At 71.3% G+C, this 25,531-nt stretch carries 34 protein-coding genes, 1 tRNA gene and 1 pseudogene; 5 read left to right on the top strand and 31 right to left on the bottom strand.

All coding sequences use genetic code 11. The features are described from left to right. Window positions 1-76: 76 nt before the first annotated feature. From Ae505Ps2_RS10905 to Ae505Ps2_RS10840, 15 genes are all read right to left on the bottom strand, one after another. Window positions 77-1,030: a bifunctional DNA primase/polymerase gene (locus Ae505Ps2_RS10905; RefSeq protein ID WP_170917031.1), complete on the bottom strand. Its 954-nt coding sequence runs from the start codon at window positions 1,028-1,030 to the stop codon at window positions 77-79. Further along, window positions 1,027-1,395 (bottom strand): RRQRL motif-containing zinc-binding protein, encoded by a 369-nt coding sequence (locus Ae505Ps2_RS10900; RefSeq protein WP_212567627.1) that lies wholly within the window; start codon window positions 1,393-1,395, stop codon window positions 1,027-1,029. The genes Ae505Ps2_RS10905 and Ae505Ps2_RS10900 overlap by 4 nt, the downstream gene beginning before the upstream one ends. Next, window positions 1,392-1,931, bottom strand: coding sequence for a hypothetical protein (locus Ae505Ps2_RS10895; RefSeq protein ID WP_075308458.1), 540 nt, complete (start codon window positions 1,929-1,931; stop codon window positions 1,392-1,394). Before Ae505Ps2_RS10895 ends, Ae505Ps2_RS10900 begins: the two co-directional genes overlap by 4 nt. A gap of 17 nt (window positions 1,932-1,948) precedes the next feature. Continuing rightward, window positions 1,949-2,425 (bottom strand): DUF3307 domain-containing protein, encoded by a 477-nt coding sequence (locus tag Ae505Ps2_RS10890; RefSeq protein WP_139318826.1) that lies wholly within the window; start codon window positions 2,423-2,425, stop codon window positions 1,949-1,951. Between the two features lie 108 nt (window positions 2,426-2,533). After that, window positions 2,534-2,734, bottom strand: coding sequence for a hypothetical protein (locus Ae505Ps2_RS10885; RefSeq protein ID WP_083695543.1), 201 nt, complete (start codon window positions 2,732-2,734; stop codon window positions 2,534-2,536). A gap of 268 nt (window positions 2,735-3,002) precedes the next feature. After that, entirely contained in the window at window positions 3,003-5,390 is a 2,388-nt protein-coding gene (locus Ae505Ps2_RS10880) for an FtsK/SpoIIIE domain-containing protein (protein ID WP_075308460.1), read from the bottom strand. 17 nt (window positions 5,391-5,407) lie between these two features. Continuing rightward, window positions 5,408-6,649, bottom strand: a complete 1,242-nt coding sequence (locus Ae505Ps2_RS10875) for a hypothetical protein (RefSeq protein ID WP_075308462.1) — start codon at window positions 6,647-6,649, stop codon at window positions 5,408-5,410. Between the two features lie 28 nt (window positions 6,650-6,677). Further along, entirely contained in the window at window positions 6,678-7,199 is a 522-nt protein-coding gene (locus Ae505Ps2_RS10870) for a hypothetical protein (protein WP_139318827.1), read from the bottom strand. A 148-nt stretch (window positions 7,200-7,347) separates the two neighbouring features. After that, window positions 7,348-7,521 carry a hypothetical protein gene (locus Ae505Ps2_RS31930; protein WP_170917030.1) on the bottom strand — a complete coding sequence of 58 codons (174 nt, stop codon included), beginning with the start codon at window positions 7,519-7,521 and terminating at the stop codon, window positions 7,348-7,350. Then, the gene (locus tag Ae505Ps2_RS10865) at window positions 7,518-7,718 is read right to left on the bottom strand and encodes a hypothetical protein (RefSeq protein ID WP_075308466.1); all 201 of its coding nucleotides are present in this window, start codon (window positions 7,716-7,718) and stop codon (window positions 7,518-7,520) included. Before Ae505Ps2_RS10865 ends, Ae505Ps2_RS31930 begins: the two co-directional genes overlap by 4 nt. A 71-nt stretch (window positions 7,719-7,789) precedes the next feature. Then, window positions 7,790-7,990: a hypothetical protein gene (locus tag Ae505Ps2_RS10860; RefSeq protein ID WP_075308468.1), complete on the bottom strand. Its 201-nt coding sequence runs from the start codon at window positions 7,988-7,990 to the stop codon at window positions 7,790-7,792. A gap of 195 nt (window positions 7,991-8,185) precedes the next feature. Further along, window positions 8,186-8,491, bottom strand: a complete 306-nt coding sequence (locus Ae505Ps2_RS10855; RefSeq protein ID WP_139318828.1) for a hypothetical protein — start codon at window positions 8,489-8,491, stop codon at window positions 8,186-8,188. A gap of 464 nt (window positions 8,492-8,955) precedes the next feature. Continuing rightward, window positions 8,956-9,237, bottom strand: coding sequence for a hypothetical protein (locus Ae505Ps2_RS10850; protein ID WP_075308472.1), 282 nt, complete (start codon window positions 9,235-9,237; stop codon window positions 8,956-8,958). Next, on the bottom strand, window positions 9,234-9,419 hold the full coding sequence (locus Ae505Ps2_RS10845; RefSeq protein WP_139318829.1) for a hypothetical protein: 186 nt from the start codon (window positions 9,417-9,419) through the stop codon (window positions 9,234-9,236). The genes Ae505Ps2_RS10850 and Ae505Ps2_RS10845 overlap by 4 nt, the downstream gene beginning before the upstream one ends. A 179-nt stretch (window positions 9,420-9,598) precedes the next feature. Continuing rightward, the gene (locus Ae505Ps2_RS10840) at window positions 9,599-9,892 is read right to left on the bottom strand and encodes a hypothetical protein (protein WP_075308474.1); all 294 of its coding nucleotides are present in this window, start codon (window positions 9,890-9,892) and stop codon (window positions 9,599-9,601) included. A 155-nt stretch (window positions 9,893-10,047) separates the two neighbouring features. Between Ae505Ps2_RS10840 and Ae505Ps2_RS10835 the strand changes: the two genes are divergently transcribed. Both Ae505Ps2_RS10835 and Ae505Ps2_RS31925 read left to right on the top strand, forming a co-directional pair. Further along, on the top strand, window positions 10,048-10,815 hold the full coding sequence (locus Ae505Ps2_RS10835) for a GntR family transcriptional regulator (RefSeq protein WP_075308475.1): 768 nt from the start codon (window positions 10,048-10,050) through the stop codon (window positions 10,813-10,815). A gap of 1,547 nt (window positions 10,816-12,362) precedes the next feature. Continuing rightward, window positions 12,363-12,423, top strand: a tRNA-Phe gene (locus tag Ae505Ps2_RS31925). Between the two features lie 112 nt (window positions 12,424-12,535). Here the strand turns inward: Ae505Ps2_RS31925 and Ae505Ps2_RS10825 are convergent. From Ae505Ps2_RS10825 to Ae505Ps2_RS10745, 16 genes are all read right to left on the bottom strand, one after another. After that, window positions 12,536-13,921, bottom strand: coding sequence for a tyrosine-type recombinase/integrase (locus Ae505Ps2_RS10825; RefSeq protein ID WP_075553594.1), 1,386 nt, complete (start codon window positions 13,919-13,921; stop codon window positions 12,536-12,538). Beyond that, window positions 13,921-14,118: a helix-turn-helix domain-containing protein gene (locus tag Ae505Ps2_RS10820; RefSeq protein ID WP_075332953.1), complete on the bottom strand. Its 198-nt coding sequence runs from the start codon at window positions 14,116-14,118 to the stop codon at window positions 13,921-13,923. The genes Ae505Ps2_RS10825 and Ae505Ps2_RS10820 overlap by 1 nt, the downstream gene beginning before the upstream one ends. 154 nt (window positions 14,119-14,272) lie before the next feature. Next, on the bottom strand, window positions 14,273-15,442 hold the full coding sequence (locus Ae505Ps2_RS10815; protein ID WP_075553593.1) for an AAA family ATPase: 1,170 nt from the start codon (window positions 15,440-15,442) through the stop codon (window positions 14,273-14,275). Beyond that, the gene (locus Ae505Ps2_RS10810) at window positions 15,439-16,392 is read right to left on the bottom strand and encodes a bifunctional DNA primase/polymerase (protein ID WP_170917029.1); all 954 of its coding nucleotides are present in this window, start codon (window positions 16,390-16,392) and stop codon (window positions 15,439-15,441) included. The genes Ae505Ps2_RS10815 and Ae505Ps2_RS10810 overlap by 4 nt, the downstream gene beginning before the upstream one ends. Continuing rightward, window positions 16,389-16,757 carry an RRQRL motif-containing zinc-binding protein gene (locus Ae505Ps2_RS10805; protein WP_198932125.1) on the bottom strand — a complete coding sequence of 123 codons (369 nt, stop codon included), beginning with the start codon at window positions 16,755-16,757 and terminating at the stop codon, window positions 16,389-16,391. Before Ae505Ps2_RS10805 ends, Ae505Ps2_RS10810 begins: the two co-directional genes overlap by 4 nt. Next, a complete protein-coding gene (locus Ae505Ps2_RS10800) occupies window positions 16,754-16,963 on the bottom strand; it encodes a hypothetical protein (RefSeq protein WP_075332951.1) in 210 nt (69 codons plus the stop codon). The genes Ae505Ps2_RS10805 and Ae505Ps2_RS10800 overlap by 4 nt, the downstream gene beginning before the upstream one ends. Beyond that, window positions 16,960-17,148, bottom strand: coding sequence for a hypothetical protein (locus Ae505Ps2_RS10795; protein WP_075332950.1), 189 nt, complete (start codon window positions 17,146-17,148; stop codon window positions 16,960-16,962). The genes Ae505Ps2_RS10800 and Ae505Ps2_RS10795 overlap by 4 nt, the downstream gene beginning before the upstream one ends. A gap of 248 nt (window positions 17,149-17,396) precedes the next feature. After that, window positions 17,397-18,797 carry a hypothetical protein gene (locus tag Ae505Ps2_RS32585; protein WP_212567626.1) on the bottom strand — a complete coding sequence of 467 codons (1,401 nt, stop codon included), beginning with the start codon at window positions 18,795-18,797 and terminating at the stop codon, window positions 17,397-17,399. 72 nt (window positions 18,798-18,869) lie between these two features. Further along, on the bottom strand, window positions 18,870-19,724 hold the full coding sequence (locus Ae505Ps2_RS32580) for a hypothetical protein (RefSeq protein WP_075553591.1): 855 nt from the start codon (window positions 19,722-19,724) through the stop codon (window positions 18,870-18,872). 17 nt (window positions 19,725-19,741) lie between these two features. Next, a complete protein-coding gene (locus Ae505Ps2_RS10780; RefSeq protein ID WP_075553590.1) occupies window positions 19,742-20,947 on the bottom strand; it encodes a hypothetical protein in 1,206 nt (401 codons plus the stop codon). A gap of 26 nt (window positions 20,948-20,973) precedes the next feature. After that, window positions 20,974-21,465 (bottom strand): hypothetical protein, encoded by a 492-nt coding sequence (locus tag Ae505Ps2_RS10775; RefSeq protein WP_139320158.1) that lies wholly within the window; start codon window positions 21,463-21,465, stop codon window positions 20,974-20,976. Next, window positions 21,462-21,728, bottom strand: a complete 267-nt coding sequence (locus tag Ae505Ps2_RS10770; RefSeq protein ID WP_212567625.1) for a hypothetical protein — start codon at window positions 21,726-21,728, stop codon at window positions 21,462-21,464. Before Ae505Ps2_RS10770 ends, Ae505Ps2_RS10775 begins: the two co-directional genes overlap by 4 nt. 409 nt (window positions 21,729-22,137) lie before the next feature. Then, complete coding sequence (locus Ae505Ps2_RS10760) at window positions 22,138-22,359, bottom strand: hypothetical protein (RefSeq protein WP_075332944.1); 222 nt, start codon at window positions 22,357-22,359, stop codon at window positions 22,138-22,140. Between the two features lie 81 nt (window positions 22,360-22,440). Further along, window positions 22,441-22,743: a hypothetical protein gene (locus Ae505Ps2_RS10755; protein ID WP_075332943.1), complete on the bottom strand. Its 303-nt coding sequence runs from the start codon at window positions 22,741-22,743 to the stop codon at window positions 22,441-22,443. Continuing rightward, window positions 22,740-23,165, bottom strand: a complete 426-nt coding sequence (locus Ae505Ps2_RS10750) for a hypothetical protein (RefSeq protein WP_139320157.1) — start codon at window positions 23,163-23,165, stop codon at window positions 22,740-22,742. The genes Ae505Ps2_RS10755 and Ae505Ps2_RS10750 overlap by 4 nt, the downstream gene beginning before the upstream one ends. Continuing rightward, window positions 23,162-23,374, bottom strand: coding sequence for a hypothetical protein (locus Ae505Ps2_RS10745; RefSeq protein WP_075332941.1), 213 nt, complete (start codon window positions 23,372-23,374; stop codon window positions 23,162-23,164). Before Ae505Ps2_RS10745 ends, Ae505Ps2_RS10750 begins: the two co-directional genes overlap by 4 nt. A 149-nt stretch (window positions 23,375-23,523) precedes the next feature. Here Ae505Ps2_RS10745 and Ae505Ps2_RS10740 point away from each other — a divergent pair, with 149 nt between their 5' ends. From Ae505Ps2_RS10740 to Ae505Ps2_RS33310, 3 genes and pseudogenes are all read left to right on the top strand, one after another. Then, on the top strand, window positions 23,524-24,369 hold the full coding sequence (locus tag Ae505Ps2_RS10740) for a transcriptional regulator (protein ID WP_075332940.1): 846 nt from the start codon (window positions 23,524-23,526) through the stop codon (window positions 24,367-24,369). A gap of 56 nt (window positions 24,370-24,425) precedes the next feature. After that, complete coding sequence (locus tag Ae505Ps2_RS31100; RefSeq protein ID WP_139320156.1) at window positions 24,426-25,190, top strand: hypothetical protein; 765 nt, start codon at window positions 24,426-24,428, stop codon at window positions 25,188-25,190. Between the two features lie 223 nt (window positions 25,191-25,413). Next, window positions 25,414-25,531 (top strand): annotated as a pseudogene (locus Ae505Ps2_RS33310) (IS5/IS1182 family transposase); the annotation flags it as partial.

Below are 25,531 nucleotides of genomic sequence, written 5' to 3'. Positions count from 1 at the left end.
CTCAACGGGCCCTGTGTGGGCGTGTGCGGGGCGTTCCCGATCGGGGTGGGGTGAGGGGCTGGGGTGGGTGGGGGGTTCATGCGGCGTCCTCGATCCGTCGGGGTCGCTTCGCCCCGGCCCGCAGACCGGACGCGATCGTCTTGTCCGCCTGCGCCGCGCTGTAGGCGCCGAGGGCGACGTGCCCGGCACACGCGCTGCGCAGCACCTGCCAGGCCTCGCCCTCGGGTAGAGCTCCACCGGCGACGAGCTGTCCGAGGGCGACCGCGGCGACGTACAGGTGGGCGTTGCGTTGGGACTTGGGTGCCCCGGTCACCCGTGCTGTTTCAGCCCGTAGTGCGACGTCGAGGTAGCGGTCGCGGCGCCCGGCGCCGGTCCGGATCGGACCCGCTGGAACAGCCGGGGGCGGGGGCGGGGCGAGCCGGGCGGCCAGCCAGTCCGGCAGCTCCACCGGCTCCACTGCCCCGACGGTCCGGTAGGTGCCGGTCGGGACGTGGGAACCGGCGGCGACGACGTAGCCGCCGTGGGCGCGGGTGTCGATCTTCCAGCCCAGGCCGTGCCCGCCGTCCCCGGCGGTGTTGCGGAACTCGACCCCGGCCGGGGCCCGGAAGTACAGGTGCCGCCCGCCCGACGGTGTGGTGACCTCGTAGGTCGCCGGAAGTTCCCGGCCCCACTCGGCGAGCAGCGCGGCCAGCACCCCGGCGCCGTCGATGACGCCCCGTCCCGCCCACTCGGGCGGGATGTCCTCGCCGTCGGCGCGGGTGTCGAGGTCGATCACTACCAGCCCGGCCCGCCCGGTCGGCAGGCCGATGTTGAACGCGCCCGCCGTCCACGCCGCCCGGATCCGGCCCGGGTCGGTCGTCGCCCGCTGCTCCCAGCCCTGGTGCCCGTCGGCGCACGGCCCGGCCCCGGCGCACCCGGTGTGCCCGTGCAGCGCCGGACGCTTGCTACCGGGGCGCAGCGGGAACACCGGCCACCCCCGGCCGGCCAGCTCCAGGGCCACCCGGCACAGCTCGCCCCGCCCGGCGTTCACCGGGTCTCCTCGTGGCAGTCCACGCAGCACCCGAGCGAGCGCGGGATGCAGTACCCGACGTCGACCGTGCAGACCGGGCACCGACGCCGGGCGGCCAGCGCCCGGCCCAGGGCGACGCGTTGTGCCGGGGTCGGGACCCGCTTGACGGCCAGCTCGGCCGGGTCCCACAGCAGCGCCCACCGGCGACCGCGGCGGCACTCGATCCGCCCCACCGGCGCCGCCCCGCCCGGGGCCCGCCCGGCGGCGCGCATCTGGCGCCGGGTCACCAGCCCAGCCGGAGCGCCGCGCCAGCGCCACGTCGGGAGCCCGTCACACATGCGGGCGGTGGGTTGCCAGCCCCACCGCTCGGTCAGCACCCCGCTCACCGCCGGCCCCCCGCAGCGTCCGGCTCCTTAGCGTCGTCCGCGGCGTCGGTGCAGGTCGGGCAGCGCATCCCGGCCGGGCCGACGCTCCAGTCCTGCATGTCGGTCCAGTAGGAGACTGCGGCGGCCCGGGTCGGGAAGTGCGGGGTGTAGTCGGCGTCAACGTCGGCGGCGCTGCCGCACACGGTGCAGTTCGCGGTGTAGCAGGTGTGCACCCGGATCCCGGCCGGGACCGGCGCCGGGGGCCGGTTCTCGTCCTCGTCCTCGCACGAGAACGTGTCGTGATCGGCGAACGGGTCCCCGGCGGTGTCGGGCTCCCAGAACCGCTCCTGCGGTGCCCCGTAGCGGGCCGCGCTGGCACACGTCCACACCTCAGCCAGGGTGCGGATCACGTCGGGGGTCAGGTGATGACGCATCTCGAACAGCAGATCCGCCGCGGCGACGACCGGATGGAGCACCGGCCCCGCGGACCCGGTGGACCCGCCGCAGTGGGTCGGGTCGGTGCACAGTGCGGAGTGGGTGTCGTGGGTGGTGGTCATGACGGTTCTCCTCGTGCTCAGCGGCGCCGCGCGGCCAGCGCGGCGACAGCGGCGGTGGCGGCGATCCCGGCCGGGATCTGCACCTGGACGTGGGCGGCCTGATCGAGCAGCGCCTTGCCGTTGATCCCGGCGCCGGCCAGACCGAAGAACCGAGACCGGCGGGTGCGGCGGGCGTAGACCTCGAGGAGGCGACCGTCGTCGATGACCGCGTGCACGAGCGCTTCGGTGAGCGCCCCGGCGAGCTGTGCGGCGGCCGGGACGCGGAGTCCGGCGAGCCGGTAGAGCGCGGCCTTGGTGACGGCTTGAGTGAGGGCGTAGGTCCCGGCGTGGATGGCGAGGGCGCGGCGCCCGGCCGGGGTGCGGTCCTGCTTGTGCGCGGCGCAGGTGTCGGTCTGGACGAGGTAGTCCCCGCCGTGGTGACCGAGCAGTGATCCGATCGCGGTGAGGGTGACCAGCGCGGCCTGATCGGCGGTCCGCAGAGGGTGTGTCGACATCGCAGGCTCCTGTTTTCGGCATGAGTGGGTCGCGGCGGCGCCCGAGCTGGGCGTCGTCGGAAGAGGTGGTGCGGCTAGATCAGCGGGGCTCGGCCGTCCGGGCCGGGGTCAGTGCTCGGCGTCGCCTCGTCGGCGGGGGCGGTGCTGGTGGTGGAACCCGCCCGGGCCGGGGGTGTCGAACGAGGTCGTGCGCCGGGTCAGGTTGTGGGTGAGGCGCCCGATCTGGATGGCGAACGACCACCGGCCGGACTGGTTGACCGTGGCCCGCAGCGGGCCGAACCGGAACGTCTTACGGGCGCGGAACTTCACGACGAACCTCCAACGATCGGTGACTATGAGTGACTGCCGGTGGTGGGGTGGTGGGGCGGGGTGAGGCAGCGCCGGAACGGTCGCCACCCCGCGTTTTCACCGGTTTCCGGGGGTCGGTGGCGGCTGCCTCACCCCGCCTCACCCCCTCACCCTGCGGATATCTGTGCTGATCATCGGGGGTGAGGGGTGGGGGTGAGGGTGGGGTGAGGGCCGGGGTGGACGTCCACCCCCACGTTTCTGCCTCACCCCGTGCCTCACCCCGAACCACTCATCCCTGATCGTCACCGTCAGTGCCGAAACCGAGGTCGGTGTCGTCGTCGGTGTCGTCGTCGGCGGTATCGGCGAGCAGCCGGTCGGCCTGGATCTTGAGCAGGTCCGCGCGACGCACCCGCGGGTAGCCCTTGACCGAGACCTCGGGGACCTTGGCGTTGTTGAGGTACTTGGCCAGCGTCTTGGCCTCCCACGTGCCGTAGGTCGTGAAGTCGTGCTTGTGCAGGCAGGCGAGCAGGTCCGAGCGCTTGAGGTGCTTCGCCTCGCCCATCACCTCGACCATGACCGCGATGTGGTCGACGTCGTCGACGGTCTCCTCGGGTCCGGCGGTGGTGGTGGCGCGCCCGGCCTTGGCCCGCTGCTCCTTGGCCCGGGTGACCAGCTCGGTTGCCTCGTCACCGCTGATGAAGTGGGTGCGCAGGATGATCGAGGACTCCCCGGTGGGCAGGTCCATCCCGACGCCGTTGAGGACGAGGGTTCCCTTGTCGACGCCCTGGCGCAGCAGGTGCGGCGCCGCGCCGCCGTCGACGGCCTTGTCCCCCACCGCCATGCGGGCCTGGGACTCGGTCCCCACGACCAGCGACCCGCGGATGTGCGCGCCCTCCCGCACGAGCTTGGGCAGGTTCTGATCGGTCGGGTCCTGGGTGCCCTGCCACAGGTGCACGTTCACCGCCCGCCCCTGGTTGTGGATCTTGCGCACGGCCATGAAGAACCGCGACCGGGCCGACCGGCCGCCGTAGGGGTTCTTGTCGGAGTCCACGACCGGGCACATGTAGGCCTGCTGCGCCTCGTCGATGACCGCGAACAGCGGGTGGAACCCGCTGCCGGGCTTACGGGCCAGGTCCCGGGTGACGCCGTTGGGGTACTTGTCGCGGTCCATCGACCCCAGGCGACGCTCCATCTCGGCCACGACCCGCTCCAACATCTCGGTCGCGGCGATCACGTGCTCATCAGCCGGGCCCTCGATCAGCTCCGAGGCCAGACCGTCGAACATGTGCCAGTCCCCGACACCCTTGAGGTCAGCGATCCGGAACTCCGCGGTCACGTCGAACATCACCCACAGCACCAGCGCCCGCAGCGCCGCGGTCTTGCCCTGGTTCGACAACCCGGTGATCAGCAGGTGGAACTGCTTGAGCGAGATCCCACGGGCCTGCCCGCGCAGGTCACGACCCCACGGCGCGTGCCCGGTGTAGACATCGGCGCGGACCCCGTCCGGGTCGCCCAGCAGCGGCGACGGCCCGATCGGCTCGTCCAGGGCGCCGCTGTCAGCGACCCACAGCCGCACCGTGCGCGGCGCCGGGACGGTGATGAACACCTCGTACTCGTGGCGGTCCAGGTTCTCGGCGAGCTTGCGCCGGCGACGCTGGATCTCCGAGGTGTCCACCCCCGACGGCAACCGGACGTCGACCTCGACCCCGGCACCGGCGACCCGGATCGGCCCCAGCATCGCGCCACCGGCGTCGTCCATCGCCTTGATCGCTTTGGCCAGCGCGGACACCCCGAGGTTGCGCAGCGCGATGACCACCTTCGACGGGGTCACGTTCTCATCGACCGCGCCCATCGTCCTCGGCGCGATCCACCCCGGTGCGCTCGTGCGGGTCTTACCCAGATTCCACACGTAGAGCAGCCCCCCGGCCGTGGCCGCGGCCAGCACGAACACGCCGTAGGCGGTGAGGAACCACGCCGTCCACGTGATCAGCGTGACCAGCCCGACGATCGGCGCGACGACCTTGGACACGTCGCCGGTACCGATGGCCAGGACGATGCCCAGCGCGAGCAGTAGCCCGGTCACCCCGGCCACGCCGAGAGCGAACGCCTTGACCAGCTCCAACGGCGAGGAGATCCAGTCCATGACCCGCTGGTGACGCCGGGCCTTCTCCGCGGTCGCGCGGGCCTCCCACTCCCGCAGCGACTCCTGATCACCCACCGACTCCGCCGCGCGCATCATCCGCTCGTAGCGGTCCGCGCCGTGACTGTCGCGCCACCGCCGGGCCACCACGCCCACCCCCGCGACGACGTACCACGCGTTCAACGCGGTCCCCGTCACCGCCGTGCGGGTGTAGGGGTGCGTCACCGCCGTCCGAGTCGTGGCCACCAGCCGGGCCGGGGCCTGCCGCGCGACCCGGGCCACCGCGGTCCCCGGACGCCGCGCCGGGACGACCTCGACCGCACCCGCCCCACCCTCAGCGGTGGCGGTGTCCTCGTCCTCGTCCTCGACGATCTCGGCGTCGATGACCTCGCCGTCCACCACCTCCGGGACGTCCTCATCGCGGCGGGGCCGCGGGCCGGGCGGCGGGCGGCGGCCGTGCTCACCCGGGCTGGTGTAGCGGGGCCGGGTGCCCTCGATCGTCTCGCCGTCCCCGGCGCCCTGCGGGCCCTCGTTCATGTCTCGATTCCCCTCGATCATCGCTGGTCACCGTCCTTGTCGGTCGTCGTGTGGGTCGGGGCGTGGGTGTGCTCGTCGCGCAACGTCCGAGCCCGGGCCGGGGAGATCCGCAGGGTCTTGCGGATCGACTCCGCCGAGGACGGGTCGACCTCCCCCGCAGTGACCGCGGCGGCCAGCTCGGCGCGGAGCTGATCCAGCGAGCGGGTCAGCGGCAGCCGGTGCGCCCGCGGCGTGCGGGGCCGCCGCGACGGGCGGTCGGCGGTGGCGACGCCGTGCCCACCCGGCCGCTCCCCGTCGGACTCGGTGTCGGTCTCGCTCTGTGGTGTGGGCTGGTTCCCGGTCCCGTCCGCGGGGTCGTCAGCGGACGGGACCGGGAGGCTCGACAGGTAGGAGGTGATCTCGGCGGCCAGGTCCTCCCCGACCGGCGACGCCTCCCCGACCGACAGCCCCGGCGTCGCGGCCGGAGTCAGCCGCGCCCGGCGCCGGACCGCGGTTCGGTGCACCCGGTAGGTGCCCGGTGCGATCACCAGGCGGGCGTCACCGTCGGCGTCGATCTCGGCGACCGCAGCGTCCAGCGCGGCGCGGCGGGCGTCGGCGAGCTTGCGCCCAGCCGCTCGGGACTGGCGGGCCGCGGCCCGCTCGTCGCGGGTCCGGCGAGCCCGCCGGGGTCCGGCGACCACGAGCTGGTGGGCGATGACTCCGGCGATCGAGACGACGCCCATGACCAGGCCGGTGATCGTGCCGCCGTTGGCCTCGGCGGTGGCGCCGTGGGCGATGTTGAGTCCGGCTGCGACCGCGGCGAACGTCCACACCCCGACCTGTAGCGACCACACCGGCGCCTCGGGGTCGCTCTTGCGGCGGGCCTGCACGGCCAGGGCGAACGCCCACATGCCCAGCTCGGACAGCACGGGCAGGACGTAGCCGGTCGCGCCGCCGTACAGCTCGGCGCCGTAGGCGGCCATCGCCGGGACGGCCATGAGCGCGGAGGCGATCGCGAGGGGGTAGATGAGCAGGTCGATCCGGTGCGCGGACAGCCACGCCCCGGCCGCGGCGCGGCGGGCGGCGTTCAGGGTGCGCTTGCGGTCGGTGTCGGCCTGGCGCCGGGCGGTGCGCTCGGCGGCCCGCCGGTCGGCGACCTCCGCGCGCACGGCCTCGGCGTGCAGAGCACGTTCGGCGGCGGCGTCGGCGTCACGCCGGGCCTGCTCCGCCGCGGCGGCGCGGTCGTCGCGGCGACGCTGGGCGTAGTCGTTGCTGGACACGATGGTTCTCCCTTCTCGGTCGTGCGGGTCAGCGGAAGTCAGTGCGGGACAGGCGGCCGGTCACGGCGAGGCGGACGGCCAGGCGCTCGACCCGGGCCAGGCGGGGCCGCAGGAGCGCGGTGGCGTGGCGCTGGGCCGCGGCCCAGGACAGGCCGGTGCGGTAGTAGCGCTCGCTGTAGTCGAAGTCGCCGCGGTCGCGGGCGGCGTCGTCGCCGGTCGCGCCGACGTCGCGGCCGCCGAGGTAGCGGGCGGTGAACAGGTGCTGCCCGGCCCGTCCGGCGGCGCACCCGATGAGGAAGCCGACGACGTTGGACTCGTTGAGCCGCCCGGACGCACCGTGCTTGCACGACGCACCACACGGCCCGCCGAACAAGCCGGTCTCCACCCGTGCGGGACCGGCCGCGAACCCGGCGTGGGCCCAGGCCAGACCGTGACCGACCTCGTGCGCGGCGACCGCGAGGACGTCGCGGCGGACCCCGGCGTCCAGGGCGGCGGCGACCGTGCGCGCCTTCACTGCCGCGCTGGCCGCGGTGCTGGGTTGGCTTAGCATTGCTGGTCTCCTGTCGTTCGCAGGGCTCCGCCACCCCCGGGGCCGCGCAGTGCGCGGCCACCGGGAGCGAGCGGGACGTGTGGATGGCGTTGGGGGCCCGGCCCGGCGGGGCATCTCTCTGGCGGGAGGTCCGCCGGGCCGGGCGCAGTCAACGGCGGCGCCGGGGGTGGAACCCGCCGCACCGGCTGCACTCGGCCGGGATCGAGCCGTAGCGGCGGCAGTCGCCCTCGGCCTCCAGGCGTGTCCGGTAGTACGGCTGCCCGGGGCAGCGGCGGTGCTGCCGATACGCCCTGGCCCGCGACGGGCGGCTGACCGCGCTCACCGGGCCTGCTTGCCGTTGACGAACACGACGCCGTCGCGGATCTCGACCGTCGCGCCGGCCGGGACGGTCAGGGTCTTGCCGCCGGGCAGGACGGCGATCCCCTGACCGCCGTTGACGGTGTGCGTACGCCCTCCGGCCTCGACCGAGGCCCGTCCGGTGCCGAAGTGCGACACCACGGGAACCTGCTTGCTGCTCATCTGGATCTCCCTCACTCGCTGAATGGCTGTGCGCGGCCCGGGATCGACGCCGCGCCGATGGGTGCCGGGGGTCAGCCGACCTTCTTGCCGTTGACGTAGACGACGCCGTCGCGGAAGGAGACCTTCGCCCCGGCCGGGACGGTGATCGTCTTGCCGTTGGGCAGGACGACCGGCGACTCACCCTCGGCGGCGGCGCGGGTGCGGCCGTTGACCGTGACCGTGTTGCGGTCGCGGCCGTAGGTGGCGCTGATGTCGGTGCGCTTGCTGCTCATCTCGTGCTTCCTCCGTGGTTGTGCTGACCGGTCACCAGGTGGTGCCGGTGTCGTGCTGACGACCCCGTGGGGGTCAGGCGGGACGGCGGCGGCATCGGCCCCGCCCGCACGTCGTCGGTGGCGCGCCGTCGCGGGGCAGCTCGACCGGGCGCTTGCAGCGGGTGCAGCGGGCCCGGACCCGCATCTGCGGGGCGGTCATCGGGTGGCCTGTTCGTCGGCCTCGTGGACCCACAGCACCCGGATCCGACGCCCGGTCTCCCGGGCGGCGGTCACCCGGTGCGCACCCTCCCGCACGAACGACCCGCCACCGCACAGGCGCACCACACACACCGGGTCCCCGCCCGTGGCCCGGGCCCGCGGATCACGCTTGTAGCGCTCCACATCCCGGCGGTGGATCACCCCGCCACGCAGGCGCAGCGACCACGGATCCACCCACGCCCCACGGCCGTTGCGGCGCCACCACCGCGCCGTCTGCCGCCGCGGACCACCCGACGTGCTCACCGTCGACCCCGCCGCTCACGCGCCGCGGCGCCGACCTGGTCGACATGCGCGCTCCACTCGGCCTGACCGTGCTCGTGAGCGTCGGTACGCCCGCACAGCGAGCACCCGGACCGGATGTGAACCCGCACCCGCATCACTCGCCTCGATCCGAGGCCAGGCCGTGGGCCATGACGTGGCGGTGGCACGCCGGACGCGAGCACACCGACCCCATCCCCGAACGCACCGACCGGTTGCACCCGACGCAGCGGACCTTCCCGGTGCTCTCCTCGGTATGGACACCACGACGGTGATGACGCGCCCGGCGCGTCTCCTCGGCCACCGTCCGGCCCGCTCGGGCCCCACCCTTCGCCGTGCTCGACAACCAACCCATCACGCACTCCCGTTCTGTCTGTCCACTGTGGATCTTGCTGTTACGGCTGTGCCGGTTCCGTCGTGCCCACCCCGCCCCCAGGCCGGGTGAGCGGTCAGTGACCACCCCCGACCAGACCGACGCGGCGCGCGGTCTGCGCCGTCAGATACGTGGCCGGATACGACGGCGCGGTCACCACCGACTGCTTGCCGGGCCCGCGCAGGTCGAACCGCAGCCGGCCATCGGGCAGCGCCACGACAGCGGCCACCTGCGCCCACGACCCGCCGGCGGCGCCGTAGGAGTAGATCCACCACCCCACCCGCACCGACCGCGCCGGATGTTCCCGGGCCGCCGACGCCGCGACCCGCTCGACCGACCGGTCCAGGCGGGCGCTCACGCCGCACCCCCAGCGGGCGGAACGTCACCGTCGCTACCGAGCCGGGCGAACTCCGCCCGCTGCCCGGCCGCGTCGACCTCGATGACCGCGGCCAGGTACGCGGCGTTGCGGCACAGCTCCCGCAGCTCCCGCCACGCCCCCGCCGCGCACAGCCAGGACGAGACCGCCTCCGAAGCCAGCATGCCGATCGCCACCCACACCAGCGGCACAACCGTCGTCGGCAGTGGACCGAACACACCAGCCAGGGCCAGACCCGCCACGCCGATCAACACGGCCTGCCCAGCCCCAGCGAGTGCCTGAGTCCGGACCTCCGAGCGGGCCCCATCCATCACCTGACGCTGCCGGGCGTCCACCACCCGGATCACGCGGCCTCACCGCCCAGAACGGCGCCCGCAGTACCGACCCGACCCAACGCCGACCGGCGCCCGACCGTCGACAGCGCCACCCGGGCGATCGCACGCCGCGCCTCGCGGCGCTCACGGCAGGCGATCCCGTACTCCGACGCACCCGGCGACGCCTGAACTGCGAGCGAGCCCCACACCTCACGGGTCACTTCGTCCCAGTACCGACGCACGGCCCGACGGCCGTCGTCGCTGAGCTGCGCCACACACTCCACGAGCGCGCCGCCCGCATCCGTGTTGTCAACCTCGTCCACAGTCGCTCTCTCCTCCGCTGCAGTTACCGCTACGGTGGTCCGTAGCACCGTTGCACCGTAGCGCCACGGTGCCACGGTGCACAAGAGCGGTTCGGTGCCACGTTGCAGCGGAGCACTACGCTGCCCTGGACGAGGCGAACGAGGACGGAGCCACCATGAGCGAGGCGAAGATCAACCCCCACTCGGGCGTGCCACTCTGGCGACAGGTCGCCGACGGCCTGCTCAGCGATATCCGCGCCAGACGACTCGACATCGGCGACCGAGTGGATGGCTACCGAGAAATCGCGACAAAGTGGGGCGTCGGCCCAAGCACTGCTCTAGCCGCGCTCAATCATCTTCGAAACTCCGGAGTCATCTCGTCGGATCGCGGCCAGGCGGCGAAAGTCCTCCGGCGGCCACTAATCACACGACGCATGGCCGGTCGATACACCCATAACGACGATCGAAGCCCAATATCAGCTGACCTGGATCGCGATTCGGTCACTTCCGCTCCTACCGGAGTCGTGACGACTGAAGCAGCCTCTCGCACGATTGCACGTCGCCTCGGAATAGCCGAAGGCGATGCGGTCTCTCGGGTGGACTACCTGTGGGTTGACGATACTGGCCCCATTCAGCGGTCAACTCAGTGGGAGCCGCTGTCTGTAACCAAGGGCACGACCGCCGAAATCCCACCACCGAGTGGTGACCCTCACGTCATTGCCAGAATGGACGCAATCGGCGTCACGACAACACACGTTAACGAGCAATACTCGGCACGAATGCCGACTCTCGAAGAGTCGGAAGAGCTTGAGATGTCAGAAGGAGTTCCAGTCTTCTTCGTCGAGCGAACCCATCTCGCAGGCGAAACCCCCGTCGAAACGGCAGATATCTCGATTCGCGGCGACCGAACGGTCATCTCTGTCGACCATCCAGTAGGAGAGTGAGCCACCGTGAGTCAGGTCATCTCGGTAGTAACCGCCGTAGATCCAACCCGCTCCGAGCACCTGCCTGAGACTTGGAAGGCGCTACAAGTCCAGAAACTCCCAGAGGGCTGGGAATGGGAGTGGCTTGTTCAATGCGATGGCAGGGATGCCGATTCCCAGCGAACGGTGATGTCGTCTATCCCGGTTGAGGACCCCAGGATTAGCTACGGAGCGTCCAGGAAGAGCGGGGTCGCAATCACGAGGACCATGACACTAGCTCGGGCGCGCGGGTCGCTGGTGAAGACTCTCGACGCAGACGATCGACTTACCGCTGGGGCACTCGAACGGGACATTTCCGCGCATTCTGATCCGGAAATTAGTTGGTCAGCAGCGCGGGTAATCGACGAGCACATGGACGGCACACGTTCCGAGCACTACCCATGGAACCCGCCGCCCGGACGGATAGAGATCGGACAGGCCAGAGACGCCTACGCGGATAATTTCAGGATCTTGGTGCATCCCGCGACACTGTGCATTCGGTATCGCCTACTGGTGGCCCTGGGCGGATGGATGAGCCTGCCTGCCTCTGAAGATACGGCCCTCCTAATGGCCCTCAATGGATGTCGCGTCGGATGGTTCTCTGACGAGCCTGGGATGATCTACCGCCGCTGGCCAGAGCAAATGTCGGCCAGCGGCGATCACGCGGACCCCGAAGAACTAGCGATTCGGCGACACCTCGTGAGAACACGCAGTGAGGCTGTCCAAGACGAGTTCTTGACAGTCTCCTGACGGTGGCGGCCGAGGCCGAAGAGAAACCTGCGCGCCACACGATCGGCTCCCACTCTTCTTCTGTCACTCTGTCACTACACCACCTCTGAGCAGCACAAACGAGAGTGACACTGGGAGTGACAGTGCCGGTAGGGCTGTCACTCTGTCACCCGGCTGTCGGATCGGGACTGCGAGAGCGGGGTGCGGTGACGGCGGCGTGGCGGCCACAGGGCCTCAACTCTGTCACTCTGTCACTCGACCCGCGTTGAGCTGCGGGAACGTGAGTGACAGTTCGAGTGACAGGCCAGTGACACTGTCACTCTGTCACCCGGCGGGCTCGGCGGGCCCGGCCGTACGGCGATGCGACCCGTCGTTGCTGCTCCCCCTGCTGTTCCAGCGCCTTGACGTCCACAGCGCTGGAACAGCAGGGGGGACGAGCGCTCGTCGACCGGGGGATCGAGCGGGCTGTACGCGGCCCTCAGGCCTCCGTAGAGGCGCTACGGGACACCGGGTGGCATCCGGGGGTCCCGTCCGAGCGCGGAGGAGCACTGGGACGTCCGCACGGCGGTGCGGCGGGCTGGACGGTTCCAGGCGATGGAACGTCTCCCCACTCTTCTTCTGTCACTCTGTCACTACACCACCCCTGACCAGCACAAACGAGAGTGACAGCCTGAGTGACAGGCCGGTGACACTGTCACTCTGTCACGCGGCGACTCTGGCGGGCCTGTTCCCAGGACGTTCCCAGATGCGCCCGGGATCCCGGGCGCGCCGCGCGTCATCCCTGGTCAGAGTGCGCGCAGGCCAGGACACGATCCACCACTCCTAAAGCGGGTGCCGCAGGTTCGAATCCTGCCGGGGGCACCCACAGAATCAGCCCCTCACCAGGCAGAACCCGGTGAGGGGCTGATCTTGTTCTGTCCGACTCGTACCGGCCGTCAGCGGCTGTGAGCGGGTCTCTGTGCCTAATACGTGCCTACGTCGCGTAGCTCGACCGATCAGAGCCCAGAGCCAGTAGGACGCGGCGGCGCGCCTCGTAGTCCTGTCCCTCGATGCACTTCGCGTAGACCTTCAACAGCACCTCGACCGAGTGGCCCGCCCACTCCGCGACCTGCGTCGCCGGGACGCCAGCGTTGAGCCAGGTCGACACGCACGCGTGTCGCAGTGAGTACGGCGTCGCGGCGAGTGGGGACGCGACGACCTCGGGAGTGAAGGCGATGGACCGCGCGACCTTCCAGGCTCGTATATAGGTGATCTTCGGCAGCTCGACCACCCGCCCCCCAGGAAACGGCCTGCCGTCTTCTCCTAGCCCGAACTCCGCCACATGCTGTTTCAGCAGCTCTACGAGTTCGGGAGACGCTGGAACAGCACGGTGCTCGCCACGGGCACGGCCCTTCAACTGCCGCCGGTCCCGTTGCTCCCCGTCGTCGGTCCACTCGGTCCCGGCGTGCGGCGTCGCTTCTTGTAGGTGGATCTCACCCCACCCGTTCCCGTTGGGCAGCGTCAGGTTGACGGCGCGCACGTTGACTGCCTCCTCCGGCCGCAGCGCGGCGAAATACATGAGCCCGAAGAACGCCACCAGACGAGGCCCGCTGCGCCTCGTCTCCCGCACCGCAGCGAGCAGCGTCCGTGCCTGGATCGGGTTCACCACAGTCCGCCGGTCGACCGCCCCCGATGGCTTAGGGGCCTTCCACTTCAATCCCACGAGCGGGTTCGCCGAGAGGTGCCCCCGTTCGACCGCGTACTCCGCAGCGTTGTAGAGCACCCGGCGACGTTGGTTGACCACCGTCGCGGCCGCAGGCTTCCCGTCGAGCCTTGTACTGATCGTATTCAGGACCGACCGGAGGACCCCCGGATCAGTAAGTGCACTGACCGGCAGGCTGTGCCGCCGGGCCCACGCCAGAGCTTCCACGACTTCTGCCGACTGACTGGGGCCTCCACGTCGCGCGGTGTTGAACGCCCATCGGTGCAGGGCCCGTCTCAGAGCTGCCGACGTCGGACGGTTCCGCTCGCCATCGAGCATCGCCACAGTTACGGCCGTCAGCGCCTCGGATAGGCCTCGCCGGTAGGTAGCCGCGGCGGCCGGCCACTTCATATCGATGTAGTCACAGGCAAAATCCAGCCAGTTGACCGCCTGGGTGGGCTTGACGGCGGAGATCGGTAGGCCGGTGCCGGTATCGAACGCCTCACCGCGGCGGGCTGCGCTCACCAGATCGGAGCGGTAGCTGTCCGCGAGCGCCCTCGTCTTGAACGTCTCCTTCTTCCGGCGGCCCGCAATCTGCCAGCGCACCATGTAGGTCGTTCCACGCTTGCCCTCGTACGTGCTGATCTTCCATATACGAACGTCGTAGGTGGTGTTCATCAGGCGGCGACCTCCGGTTCTTCGAGGCTGGTGATCCAGTCGTCGAAGTCGGTGCGGCGGATGCGGATCTCGCCGTTGGGGAGCTTGATGCAGCGGGGGGCGCGGCCCTTGGCGCGCCAGTCGTAGAAGGTGGATCGGGAGATGCCGAGTTCAGCGCAGAGGTCGGTGACGGTGAGGCGGGCGGCCGGCCGGCTCATGGGGTCTCCATCCGGGGCGGGAGTGACACCGGGGTCGTGGTGTCACTCGGGGTGTCACAGCGGTTGATGCAGGTCAGAGCGCATGAAGTGACGCAGTGACAGTGGTGAGACCGTGATGGTGGAGCCCGGGTGTCACCGTGCCTGGTTGGCCGGGTCACTGGTGTTCTCCGAGGTCAGCCGGGTCGGAGTGACGCAGTGACAGCAGTGACACCGGTTCCGTCGCGTGTATGTCACTGCTGTCGCTCGTGTCACCGGACCCGGGGCTGTCGGCGGCCCAGTAGGCCCCGCCAGCGTTGGCTCGGAGCTGGCCGTCGTTCTGCATCCGGCGGCAGGTCTGGCGCACGGTCCCGGCGTCGAGGCGCAGCGCTTCGGCGATCTCCTTCGGACGGCGGCCGGGGTAGTCGCGCAGGTAGCGGATGACCAGGGAGCGGGTGTCGCGCATCTGGTAGTCAGCGGCGTTGCCGTCGAGCAGCGACCACGCGCCCGCGCCCGGGTCGAACGCGAGTGGGTAGTCGGTTTCGTCGACGTCGCGGCCGGTGACGTGCAGGACCCCGTCGGCTTGGGCGCGGGCGCGTTCGAGGACCAGGACGGCGTCGGCGGCGCCGGCGAGGCCGTTGGTTCCTGACACGGTGGCCAGGAAGTCCTCGGCGGCGGCCTTGCGGACGTGGTGGACCAGCACCACGGCCACGCCGTAGTGGTCGGCGACGCGCTTGATCCGGGCCATCGCGGCGTAGTCGGCGTCGTAGGCCGACACCCCGGGTGCGGGGGTGCCGCGGACCTTGGCGAACACGTCGATCACGACCAGCCGGGCGTCGGGGTGGGATTCCAGCCACTCGGCGACCTGGACATCCCCGCCGGAGGGCATCGGTGGGCAGGCGATCGACAACGTCAACCCGGCCGGTGCGGGCCGGTCTCCGAGGGCGATCTCCATCCGCGACTTCAACCGGCGCGGGGTGTCCTCCAACGCGAGGTAGAGCACCGAACCGGGCTCGGTGGTGATGCGGCCGAACGCCGGACGCCCCGCGGCGATGTCGAGCGCCAGACCCAGGCTCATCCAGGACTTGCCGACCTTGGGCGGGCCGGCCAGCAGCGTCACGCCCTCGCAGATCACCCCGGGCACAGCCCATCGCGGGGTCGGGAACTCCATGCCCATCAACTCCTGTGCGGTCCAGGCCGTGTGTGGCGGCGCCGGCACCGCCCCGAGCGGCGGGAACCCGGGCCGGTCGGCCGGGCTGTGCGGGGCACTCAGCGGGCCCTGAGTCGCCGCCTGCGGCCCGTTCGCGGGGCTGCTGGTGTGTGGGGCTGGGGATGGTGGGGAGTTCATGCGGCGTCCTCGATCCGTCGGGGTCGCTTCGCCCCGGCCCGCAGGCCCGAGGTGATCGTCTTGTCGGCCTGAGCGGCGCTGTAGGCGCCGAGCGCGACATGCCCTGCGCACGCGCTGCGCAGCGTCGACCACGCCTCGCTCTCCGGGAGCGCCCCGCCGGCAACGAGCTGGCCGAGCGCGACCGCCGCCACGTACAACGACGCGTTGCGCTGGGACTTCGGCGCCCCGGTCACCCGTGCTGTTTCAGCCCGTAGTGCGACGTCGAGATAGCGGTCACGGCGGCCCGCCCCGGTCCGGATCGGACCCGCTGGAACAGCCGGGGGTGGTGGCGGGGTAAGCCGGTCGGCCAGCCACCCCGGCAGCTCGGCCGGTTCCGCCTCGCCCCTGGCCTCGTAGAGCCCGGCCGGGACCCGTGAACCGGCCGCGACGACGTAGCCACCGTGGGCTCGGGTGTCGATCTTCCAACCCAGGCCGCGGCCGGTGTCGCCGGCGGTGTTGCGCAGCTCGACCCCGGTCGGCGCCCGGAAGTACAGGTGCCGGCCGCCCGAGGGCGTGGCGACCCCGTAGGTCGCCGGGAGCCTCCGGCCCCACTCGGCGAGCAGCGCGGACAGCACCCCGGCGCCGTCAACGACGCCGCGCACGGCCCACTCAGGCGGCGCGTTCTCGCCGTCGTCGCAGGTGTCGAGGTCGACCACCACCAGCCCGGCCCGCCCGGTCGGCACGCCGACGTTGAACGCACCCGCCGTCCACGCCGCCCGGATCCGGCCCGGATCGGTCGTCGCCCGCTGCTCCCACCCCCGGTGCCCGTCGGCGCACGGCCCGACACCGCGGCAGCTCGTGAGCCCGTGCAGGGCCGGGCGCTTGCTGCCCGGACGCAACGGGAACACCGGCCACCCCCGCTCAGCCAGCGCGAGCGCCACCAAGCACAGCTCACCCCGCCCGGCGTTCACCGCTCCACCTCATGGCAGTCGACGCAGCACCCCAGCGAGCGCGGGATGCAGTAGCCGACGTCGCGCCGACAGACCGGGCACCACCGGCGGGCGGCCAAGGCTCGGGCGAGCGCGGCTCGCTGTGCCGGGGTCGGAACCCGTTTCGGGCCGAGGTCGGCGGGGTCCCACAGCAGCGCCCACCGCCGACCGCGCCGGCACTCGATCCGCCCCACCGGGACGGCCCCGGCCGGGGCGCGGCCGGCGGCCCGCATCTGCCGGCGGGTGACCAGCCCGGGCGGGGCGGAACGCCACCGCCACGTCGGCAGCCCCTCGTGCATGCGGGCGGTGGGTTGCCAGCCCCACCGCTCGGTCAGCACCCCGCTCACTGCTGATCACCGGCGCGGCGACGGCGGCGGCCACGACCGTGTTGGTGGTGGAACCCGCCGGGGCCGGGGGTGTCGATCGAGGTCGTCCGCCGGGTCAGGTTGTGGGTGACCGGGCCGATCTTGATGGCAAACGACCAGCGGCCGGACTGGTTGACCGTGGCTCGCAACGGGCCGAACTGGAACGTCTTACGGGCGCGGAACTTCACAGCTCCCCCTTCGCCTTGGCGGTCTCGATACGGGCGATCAGGTCGGCCTTGTCGGCGAGCCACCGGGTCCGCTCGGCGGGGTCGTGCCCGGCGGCCTTGATCTCGTCGAGGCGGCGCAGCAGGGCGACGACCTCGCTCGTGGTGGGCGGGCCCTGCCCGTTGCCTCGGTTACTGTGCGTCGACATGGGTGCTCCTGTTCTCGGCATGGAGGGGGTCGCGGCACCGGCCCGATGGCTCGGTGTCGGGGTGCTGATCGGGTAGTGAGGTCGGTGGGTGAGGTGGCGCCCGGCGGGTTAGGTTTTTCACTCCTGCCCGACGATGCAGCTCTGACCTGCTGACCTGCGACGAGTTATCGAGTTAGCCGGGTTAACCCGGTCCGTGTCCCGGCCCGGGTGGCCCGCCTGGGGCGCTGTCAGCCCGGACCGGGCCCGGTTCACTCGTGGCTGCGGTCGAGGTCCTGGTCGTCGTCGAGGTCAGCGGTCGCCCGCCGCACCTGGGCATCACGGACGGTGATGGGATCGAGGGGCCAGCGGTTCCCGGTGGAGGGCACCTTGATCCCAAACTCGGCCGCCAGGGCCTCGCGCAGGGCCTTTCCGGTCATGGCCTGGTAGGGCTGGTGGCCGGGTGCGTGACGGGCCAGCAGCGCAGGCACGTCGGCGGTGCGCACGGGCTCCTCACCGAGGACAGCGTCGAGGTCGTCGAGCAGGTCCCGCGGCTGCTGCACCTGGACCTGCGGACCGGGGCGGCCGGCGCCGGGCAGGCCCTTGCCGCGGCGCTCGATCGCGTCGAGGGCGCGTTCGATCAGCGGGGTGACCTGGTCCCCGACCGGGGTGTCCTTGTCCACGGACAGGAAGTAGACCTGCACGATCTCCGAGCGCTGCCCGGAGAACCCCTTGACCACCGCCGTCCCCCGGTCCACGCCAGGGATCAGCTCGGTGGCGCGGTGCCCGGCGGTGTAGGCGCCCTGGCCGAGCAGGGCGTCGTTGGCGACGTGGTCACCGACGGCGAAGGCGATGCCGTTCGAGGCGTTGCGGGTCGCGTCGCGGGGCATGGAGTCCTTCGTCTGGGCCTGGGTGGACAGGATCAGGTGGATCCCGCGCTTACGGCCCAGGCGCATGATGTCGACGATCAGCTTCGCCACCTCCGCCCCGTGGGTAGGGTGCTGGATCGCGACGTGGGCCTCCTCCAGCAGGCAGAACAGCGGGTGCAGACCGACGCCCTTGGAGGCGTACTCGCGGGTCACCGCGGGGATCTCGTAGCGGACCAGCAGCTCACCGCGGGTCTGGACCTCGGCATGCAGCTCGCGCAGGTGCTCGGCGATCTCGGCGATGCGCTCGTCCTCGGCGCCCATGACGTAGCGCGAGCAGCGGGGGCGGAACGCCTCGAAGTCGAAGTTGGCATCGGGCACCCAGATCCGCAGCTCAGCGGTGGGGTCCAGGGCGGCGCCGGCCATCATGACCCGCGCGGCCGAGGACTTGCCCTGTCCGGGCATCCCGCCGGTAAGGGTGTTGCGCTCCATCAGCGGCGCCACGACCGGGGTGCCACGCAGGTTCCGGCCGAACGGGACGCCCTTGAACACGTCCACCGTGCCGGCGTCGTCGAGCAGCGGGTATGCCCCGGCACCCTCGGCCAGTGCGCCCTTGTCGGCGACCCACAGGTCCAGGATCCCGGCTTCGGCGCCGGTGGTCGGCCACACTTCCTTCGCCAGCCGGTGCAACCCGGTGGCCAGGTCCGCGCGGCGCCGCGCGATCCGCTCGGCGGGGACCCCGGCAGGCAACCGGATCACCGCGTGGGTGCCGCGCCCGTCCACCCGGGTCGGGGTCAGGAACTGCAACGGCGTGCCGGCCTTGAGGTACGCGCTGATCTGGGCGATGCGCAGCGCGTCCAGGGCGCGGGCGATCGTGGTCTAATCGATCATCGCGTCCACCTCGGCGTCGCCGGCAGTGGCCAGCCAGGTCGGGCCGGCGGTGTGTCGGCGGCCCTCCCACCAGCCGGCCAGCACCAGCGCGGGGATCGCCGCCCACAGCGCGGCCGTCGCTGCGACGGTGACCGCGGCGGTGGCGAACCGGATGACCGCCCCGACCATGTCCCACCACGAGGTCCAACCGAACCCGCCTGGGGCCAACCACGACACGACCCCACCGGACACCAGCAGCAGACCGAGCACGGCCAGTGCGATCCCGGCCACCTGCAACACGGCCAGTACCTGTCGGGGAAGGTCCCGCAACCGCTGCGCACGGTGGTCCTTGAGCGTGTCCAGGCGCTCGATCCACTCCGCCGCCGCCGTGGCGTCCCCGGCGGCGCGAGCGGCCCGGATCTGCTCACGCGCCCCGCCGTGGGTCGCCGCCGCGACCGCCCGCCGGGTCAACGAGCCGTACCCGGCCACCGTGGTCACCGCCGCCCGCGCGGTCACCTTCGGCGCGGCCTTCGCCCCCGCGACCGTCGCCGCACCGACGCGGCGCACCGGCCCACCGGCCGCGGTGGTGATCACGTGCGTCCCGGCGCGCACCACCCCGCCAGCCCGACGAGCCGCCCGCCGCGGACCCCGCTCGGCCGAGACCACCTCAGCCGACCCAACACCACCGTCGTCGCGCTCGATGGGCTCGCCGTCGACAACCTCACCGTCGACCACGGTCGGGGCGTCCGCGCCGCGGCGGCGTCCGGCCGGGGGCCGGCGCCCGTGCTCATCGGCACTGGTGTGGCGGGGTCGAACCCCCTCGATCGCCTCGGCGTGCTCGTCGTGGTCCGGGTCGGTGTTCATGTCTCGATTCCCCTCGATCATCGCTGGTCACCGTCCTGATCGGTCGTCGTGTCGGTGGTGGTGGTGTGCTCGTCGCGCAGTGCGCGAGCCCGTGCGGGGGCACAGCGCAGGGTGGTGCGGATCGACTCCGCCGAGGACGGATCGACCTCTCCGGAAGCGATCGCGGCGGCCAGCTCCGCGCGGAGCTGATCCAGCGACCGGGCCCGCGGCACCCGATGGGTACGGCGCCGGGCGGGTCGTCCCGCGGGGCGGTCGAGCGTGCCGACGCCGTGCCCCTCCGGCCGGTCGCCGTCCTCGCGGTGCTCCTCGGTCTGGTTCCCGGGCCCGCCGGCGGCGTCGTCAACCGACGGGCCCGGGACGCTCGGCTGCTCGGCGAGCCAGGCACCGATCTCCGCCGCCAGATCCTCCGCAGCCCCACCATCAGCGACCGGGAGCCCGGGGGTGGTGTGCGGGGCCAGCCGCACCCGCCCAAACCGGCCGCGCTGGATCCGGTAGGTGCCCGGAGCAATGACCAGCCGGGCACCGCCGTCGGCGTCGATCTCCGCGACCGCGGCATCCAGCGCGGCACGGCGCGCACGACGCGTCTTACGGTCCGCGGCCCGCTGCTCGCGAGTCCGACGCGCTCGGCGCGGCCGGCGGGGGCCGGCGGTGACGAGCTGGTGAGCGACCACCCCGGCCACCGACACGACACCCATGACCAGGTCGGCCGACAGGCCGGCGTCCAGGCCGTGAGCGAGGTTCAACCCGGCCGCGACCGCAGCGAACGACCAGACCCCGACCTGCAACGACCACACCGGCGCCGCCGGGTCCTGCCGGCGCCGCGACTGGACGGCCAGAGCGAACGCCCACATCCCCAACTCGGACAGCACCGGCAGGACCGCGCCGGTCGGGCCGCCGTAGAGCTGCATGCCGTAGGTGGCCATGGCCGGGATCGCCATCGCCGCCGACGCGACAGCAAGCGGGTAGATCAGCAGGTCCACCCGGTGGGCGGCGATCCAGGCGCCGGCCGCGGCCCGGCGGGCCGCGGCCCGGGCACCGGCGGCGGCCTTGGCCTCGGCGCGGCGGGCAGCCTGCTCGGTGCGGCGTCGCTCGGCGAGCTCGGCGCGCACGGCCTCCGCGCGCAGGGCCCGATCCGCCGCCGCAGCGGCATCCTTACGGGCCTGCTCGGCGGCCACGGCGCGGTCGTCGCGGCGCCGCTGTGCGTAGTCGTTGGTGCCAGACACGATCAGTCTCCTCCCTGGTCAGAGGGTCAGCGGAACGAGCCGCGGGGTAGATGCCCGGTGCGGGCGAGGTCGACAGCCAGAACGGCGATCCGGTCCAGGCGGGGCCGCAGCAGCGTCTTCGCGCGCCGTTCGGCCTGCTCCCAAGAGAGCCCGCTCTCCCAGTAGGACTCGGTCTCGGCAAACAGGGAACGGTCGCCATACGAACCGTTCCCCGCTCCGCCGAACCAGCCCAGGTAGCGGTCAGTGAACAGCCGCTGCGCAGCGTTGCCAGCGGCGTAGCCGACCAGCAGCCCCGGCGCGGTGCGCTTGGTCGTCGACGGAGGCCCGACCTTGCATCCGGCGTCGTAGGGCGAGCCGAGCAACCAACCGAATCTCATCCGCGCCGGCCCCGCGACGTAGCCGGCAGCAGCGAACGCGACCCCGTGCCCGACCTCGTGCGCCGCGACCGCCAAGACCTCACTGCTGATCCCCTCGGCCCGGGCCTGCGCCACCCGGTCCCGGGCCGTCGCCCGACTCACCACGACCACCCCGACTCCAGCACGGCGTCCATGTCGGACAGGGCGATGTCGAGGTGGCCGCAGTGCTCGGCCACCCCGCGCGCCGCCGCCGGACCGGGCACGGCCAGGTCGTCGGTCAGGCAGTCCGGGCACAGTGACACGCACAGCACCCCGGCCCCGCTCCCGGCGGTCACCACCGTCAACTCGCCCTGCCCGGTACCGCACCCGGCGCACGTCGCCGCGGTCGGGCACCGGCCGGTGTCGTCGAGGTCGACTAGCATCACGCTCTCCTTTCGTCTGGCTTGCTGGATGAAGGGGCACTGCCTGGCCCGGCGGGGTGATCTCTTCCCGGAGTGGTCCCGCCGGGCCAGGCGCAGCTATCGCCCCGGACGCGGGATCGGCAGGTGGAACCCGCCGCAGCGGCTGCACGCGGTCGGGACCCCACCCATCCACTGCCTGGCCTCGTCGGCCTGGTCCCGGGTCCGGTAGTAGGCCCGCCCCGGGCACAACCGGTGCGAGTACGCCGCCCGAGCCCGCGGCGGCCGGCTCAACGCGCTCACCGCGACCCACCTGAACGGCGCCGGCACCCGTGCCGGTGACACGTCCGCGGCTCCGGACCGCCATCGCCCGACAGCTCGAACGCCCGCCGGCAGACGGTGCAGCGGGCCCGCACCCGCATCCCCGGCGCGCCCATCACAGGGCCGCCCGCTGCTGGCAGCGGCGATGCGAGCACACATCGCCCAACGCCGAACGGACCTTGACCCCGCAGAACCGGCACCAGACCGTCCCCGCAGGCCGGTCGGTGTGGCGGCCCCGCTTGTGGTGCTTGGCGTGCTGTGCCGCCTCCACCTCCCGGCGCACGGCCTCACGACCCATCCGGGCGCCGCCCTTCGCCGTGCTCGACAACCAACCCATCACCGTTCTCCTGTCTGTCCAAAGTGGATCTTTCGATTACGTCTCACCGGGACGACCCCGCCACACCCCACCGGGGGCCGGTCAGCGCCGGCGCTCACCCGCCACGAGCCCGACCCGCTCGGCCACCGACGGCGACACGCACCACGCCGGCGCGTTCGCGGAGGTCTTCACGTACGAGGTCTTGCCCGCCAGGTCGACCAGGTCCAGCCGCACCTGCAAGCGCTCGTGGTCACCGAACAGCGAGACCTTCGTGACCTGACGCCACGACCAGCCGACGAACGCGGGGCTGTAGACCCACCACCCCGGCCGCACGGTCCGGGCCCGACGCTCACGCGACGCCTTCGCCGCCGCCCGCTCGACCTCGCGGTCCAGCCGCCCGGTCACGACCGACCACCCGCCGGCGGCTGCTCGTCCTCGTCGTCCCGGCCGCCGAGGCGGACGAACTCCGCCCGCTCCTCGGCCGCGTCGACCGCGTCGACCGCGTCGACCGCGTCGACCGCGTCGATCGCGTCGACCGCGACCATCGCCGTCAGATACGCCGAGTCCCGACGCAACCGGCGCAGCTCCCGCAGCCCAGAGACCGCCTCACCAGCGAAGTCGTAGACCCCACCGAGCAGGAACCCCGGCACCAGCCACGCCCACGACTCGACGACCCACGAGCCGAACGAGACCGAACCCGACGCCACCACCAGTCCCGCCAACACGGCCGTCCCGGCCAGCACCAGGGCGAGCACCCCGCTGTAGAGCACCTCCGAACGAACCCGATCCAGAACCCGCCGCTCCCGCGCATTCACCACCGTGATCACGCCGCCTCACCTCCACGCAGAACAGCGCCGGCCATCGACTGCCTACGCAGCTCGACGACCGGCGCCACCGAACGACGAGCCGCCGGCACCTCGGGCGACACGCCCCATACCTCCGCCAGAACCTGCTCCCAGTACGCGTGCAGCGCACTGACCTCCTCCTCGGCCAGCGGCACCGTGCAGTCCGCCAGCTCAACGGGACGCTTTGTCATCTCGCTCCGCTCCTCGCTTCCGCCTTATGCAACCCCCCTTACGTCGAGGCAAGAGGACTTGCCTCACAGAAGGCAGACGGACGACCACGCCGAGCGCAACCCCTCTCGCGCTACGCTAGGCAAGACCCCTAGCCCCGGAGGTGGCCACGATGCACAGCGAGGTCGTTCGGGCCGGCGAGATCGCCGACCCAAGAGAACGGGCCACGGTCGCGAGTCGACTCGTGACCGAGTTCAACGACGCCCAGAAGGAAGCAGGGCGCATTCGGCGTGAAGCGGTCGAGGAACTTCTCGCCGGCGGCATGCTCCAGAAGGAGGTGGCCGAACTTCTCGGAACAACCCGGGCCCGCATCGGCCAGATCGTCAAGGCCGGACCACCAGCCGAGCGAGCGTTCCTCGGATCCGGTCCTCTCACAATTGCGCTTGGAGGAAAGCAGGAGGCCAACAAGCGCGGCTCTGGACGAGTTCTAGCCCAGGAAGACCTTGCGGCATACAACGCACTCCACAAGATGGCCGCAGGGATGGAGCTGAGCGCAGAGTCTGAGGTAATCGAGCCGCCCGGCTTCCTCGATCTAAACCGGGACAATTTGATTGTCGTCTGCGGGCCTCGACTGTCGCCGATCATCAACCAACTTCTTGAGTCTGACCCGAATCTAAAGTTCCGCGAGGACGAAAAGGGGTGGCATCTCGTCGACCTGGCCTCAGGAAAAACCTATCGCTCACCAATGGACTCAGGTGAACCCCGGGATGTCGCCTACCTCGGCCGGCTACCACGCCTGGACGGGAACGGACACTTCCTCTACATCGCCGGAATCCATGCCGTCGGCGCTCCCGGCGTTGTCCACTATCTTGAGCACAACATGGCTCAGCTCTACCGCGAAGTCAGGAAGGGGCGGTTCTCCACTCTGATCGAATGCACCTTCGCCCCGAAGACACTGGCGATCACAGCCAGCGAGCAGGTCTCACCCCTGTACCGCGGCGACCGAGGCCAAGCCTGATGCGCGCGTCAATGGCTACCCAACAGGGGGACCCGGGACGCGAGAACGAAGACTGGGTGGGCGCTTCGCTGAACAGCGTCGTCCTGCTCGACGGCCTCAGCTCCGCAGCTGGCGCCCGCTCAGGCTGCAAGCACGGAACGCCGTGGTTCGTCAATCAGCTTGGCTCCCGCTTGCTCGAAATCGTCAGCAGTGACGAGCGCGACCTGAGAAGTGCCCTCTCTATCGCTATTACTGACGTCGCATCCAGGCATCCAGGGTGCAATACCGAGCATCCCGGTTCACCTTCTGCAACCGTCGCAATACTTCACTACCACAGCTCCACACAGGAAGTGCAATTCCTCGTACTGGCCGACGCTCGGATAGCCATAGAGACGACTGTAGGTATTGAATTTCACACAGATGACAGAGTGGATCACTTCTCTCGAAAAGAGCACAAGGAGGCGCTGCGACACCCCTTGGGGTCTCCCGAACAAAAACATGCAGTATCGAACCTCATCGCCGCGCAGAAGCCGCTTCGTAACGCCGATGGCGGCTACTGGATAGCAGGTGGGGATCCACGAGCCGCGAGTCAAGCGGTCGTAGGCTCGGTCCCAGCGGACTCAGTAATCCGGGCAGCTCTACTCAGCGATGGAGCCAGCCGCGTCGTCGACACATTCCACGCTCGCACCTGGCGTGAAGCACTCGACCTCATGCACGAGAAAGGACCGGACGAGCTGATCAACACGGTTCGCACGATCGAGCACGATGACCCGAACGGTGCGCGGTGGCCGCGCCTCAAGAACAGTGATGATGCGACGGCTGCGTACGTCCAGTGGCGGTGACTCACCCCCACACTCTTCTTGTCACTATGTCACAAGTGCCTACCTGACCTGCTGAAACGGCAGTGACAGTCGGAGTGACAGCCGGGTGACAGTGAGGTGTTCTCAGTAGCGGGGTGGCAGGTCGTGGCGACACGCCGAGGGTGGTGAGATGAGCGGGAACGGGGCAGGACCCCGGTAGATCGGTTCGGTCCAGCACAGATCGACACCGTCACCGAGGTCCTGCATGTCTGATCCTGTCACCTACACCGCTGTCCTCCCGATCGGGGAGCGCACCGTGGCCTATCTGGCGCGGCTCCTGGTCCTTCAACGCCGTCGACGTGGCACCCGGCGGCGGGCGTTGA

Origin of the sequence: Pseudonocardia sp. Ae505_Ps2 (assembly GCF_001932425.1) — a bacterium.
Lineage (GTDB): Bacteria > Actinomycetota > Actinomycetes > Mycobacteriales > Pseudonocardiaceae > Pseudonocardia.
The sequence above is the reverse complement of the archived record's forward strand: the minus strand, read 5'-3'. Positions and strand labels throughout refer to the sequence as shown.

What these genes read in the sequence shown, in the direction of transcription:
- Ae505Ps2_RS10895 (WP_075308458.1), bottom strand. Translation starts at nt 1,931, where the DNA reads ATGACCACCACCCACGACACCCACTCCGCACTGTGCACCGACCCGACC.
- Ae505Ps2_RS10890 (WP_139318826.1), bottom strand. Translation starts at nt 2,425, where the DNA reads ATGTCGACACACCCTCTGCGGACCGCCGATCAGGCCGCGCTGGTCACC.
- Ae505Ps2_RS10880 (WP_075308460.1), bottom strand. Translation starts at nt 5,390, where the DNA reads ATGAACGAGGGCCCGCAGGGCGCCGGGGACGGCGAGACGATCGAGGGC.
- Ae505Ps2_RS10870 (WP_139318827.1), bottom strand. Translation starts at nt 7,199, where the DNA reads ATGCTAAGCCAACCCAGCACCGCGGCCAGCGCGGCAGTGAAGGCGCGC.
- Ae505Ps2_RS10865 (WP_075308466.1), bottom strand. Translation starts at nt 7,718, where the DNA reads ATGAGCAGCAAGCAGGTTCCCGTGGTGTCGCACTTCGGCACCGGACGG.
- Ae505Ps2_RS10860 (WP_075308468.1), bottom strand. Translation starts at nt 7,990, where the DNA reads ATGAGCAGCAAGCGCACCGACATCAGCGCCACCTACGGCCGCGACCGC.
- Ae505Ps2_RS10845 (WP_139318829.1), bottom strand. Translation starts at nt 9,419, where the DNA reads ATGCTGGCTTCGGAGGCGGTCTCGTCCTGGCTGTGCGCGGCGGGGGCG.
- Ae505Ps2_RS10835 (WP_075308475.1), top strand. Translation starts at nt 10,048, where the DNA reads ATGAGCGAGGCGAAGATCAACCCCCACTCGGGCGTGCCACTCTGGCGA.
- Ae505Ps2_RS10825 (WP_075553594.1), bottom strand. Translation starts at nt 13,921, where the DNA reads ATGAACACCACCTACGACGTTCGTATATGGAAGATCAGCACGTACGAG.
- Ae505Ps2_RS10820 (WP_075332953.1), bottom strand. Translation starts at nt 14,118, where the DNA reads ATGAGCCGGCCGGCCGCCCGCCTCACCGTCACCGACCTCTGCGCTGAA.
- Ae505Ps2_RS10815 (WP_075553593.1), bottom strand. Translation starts at nt 15,442, where the DNA reads ATGAACTCCCCACCATCCCCAGCCCCACACACCAGCAGCCCCGCGAAC.
- Ae505Ps2_RS10795 (WP_075332950.1), bottom strand. Translation starts at nt 17,148, where the DNA reads ATGTCGACGCACAGTAACCGAGGCAACGGGCAGGGCCCGCCCACCACG.
- Ae505Ps2_RS32580 (WP_075553591.1), bottom strand. Translation starts at nt 19,724, where the DNA reads ATGAACACCGACCCGGACCACGACGAGCACGCCGAGGCGATCGAGGGG.
- Ae505Ps2_RS10760 (WP_075332944.1), bottom strand. Translation starts at nt 22,359, where the DNA reads ATGGGTTGGTTGTCGAGCACGGCGAAGGGCGGCGCCCGGATGGGTCGT.
- Ae505Ps2_RS10745 (WP_075332941.1), bottom strand. Translation starts at nt 23,374, where the DNA reads ATGACAAAGCGTCCCGTTGAGCTGGCGGACTGCACGGTGCCGCTGGCC.
- Ae505Ps2_RS10740 (WP_075332940.1), top strand. Translation starts at nt 23,524, where the DNA reads ATGCACAGCGAGGTCGTTCGGGCCGGCGAGATCGCCGACCCAAGAGAA.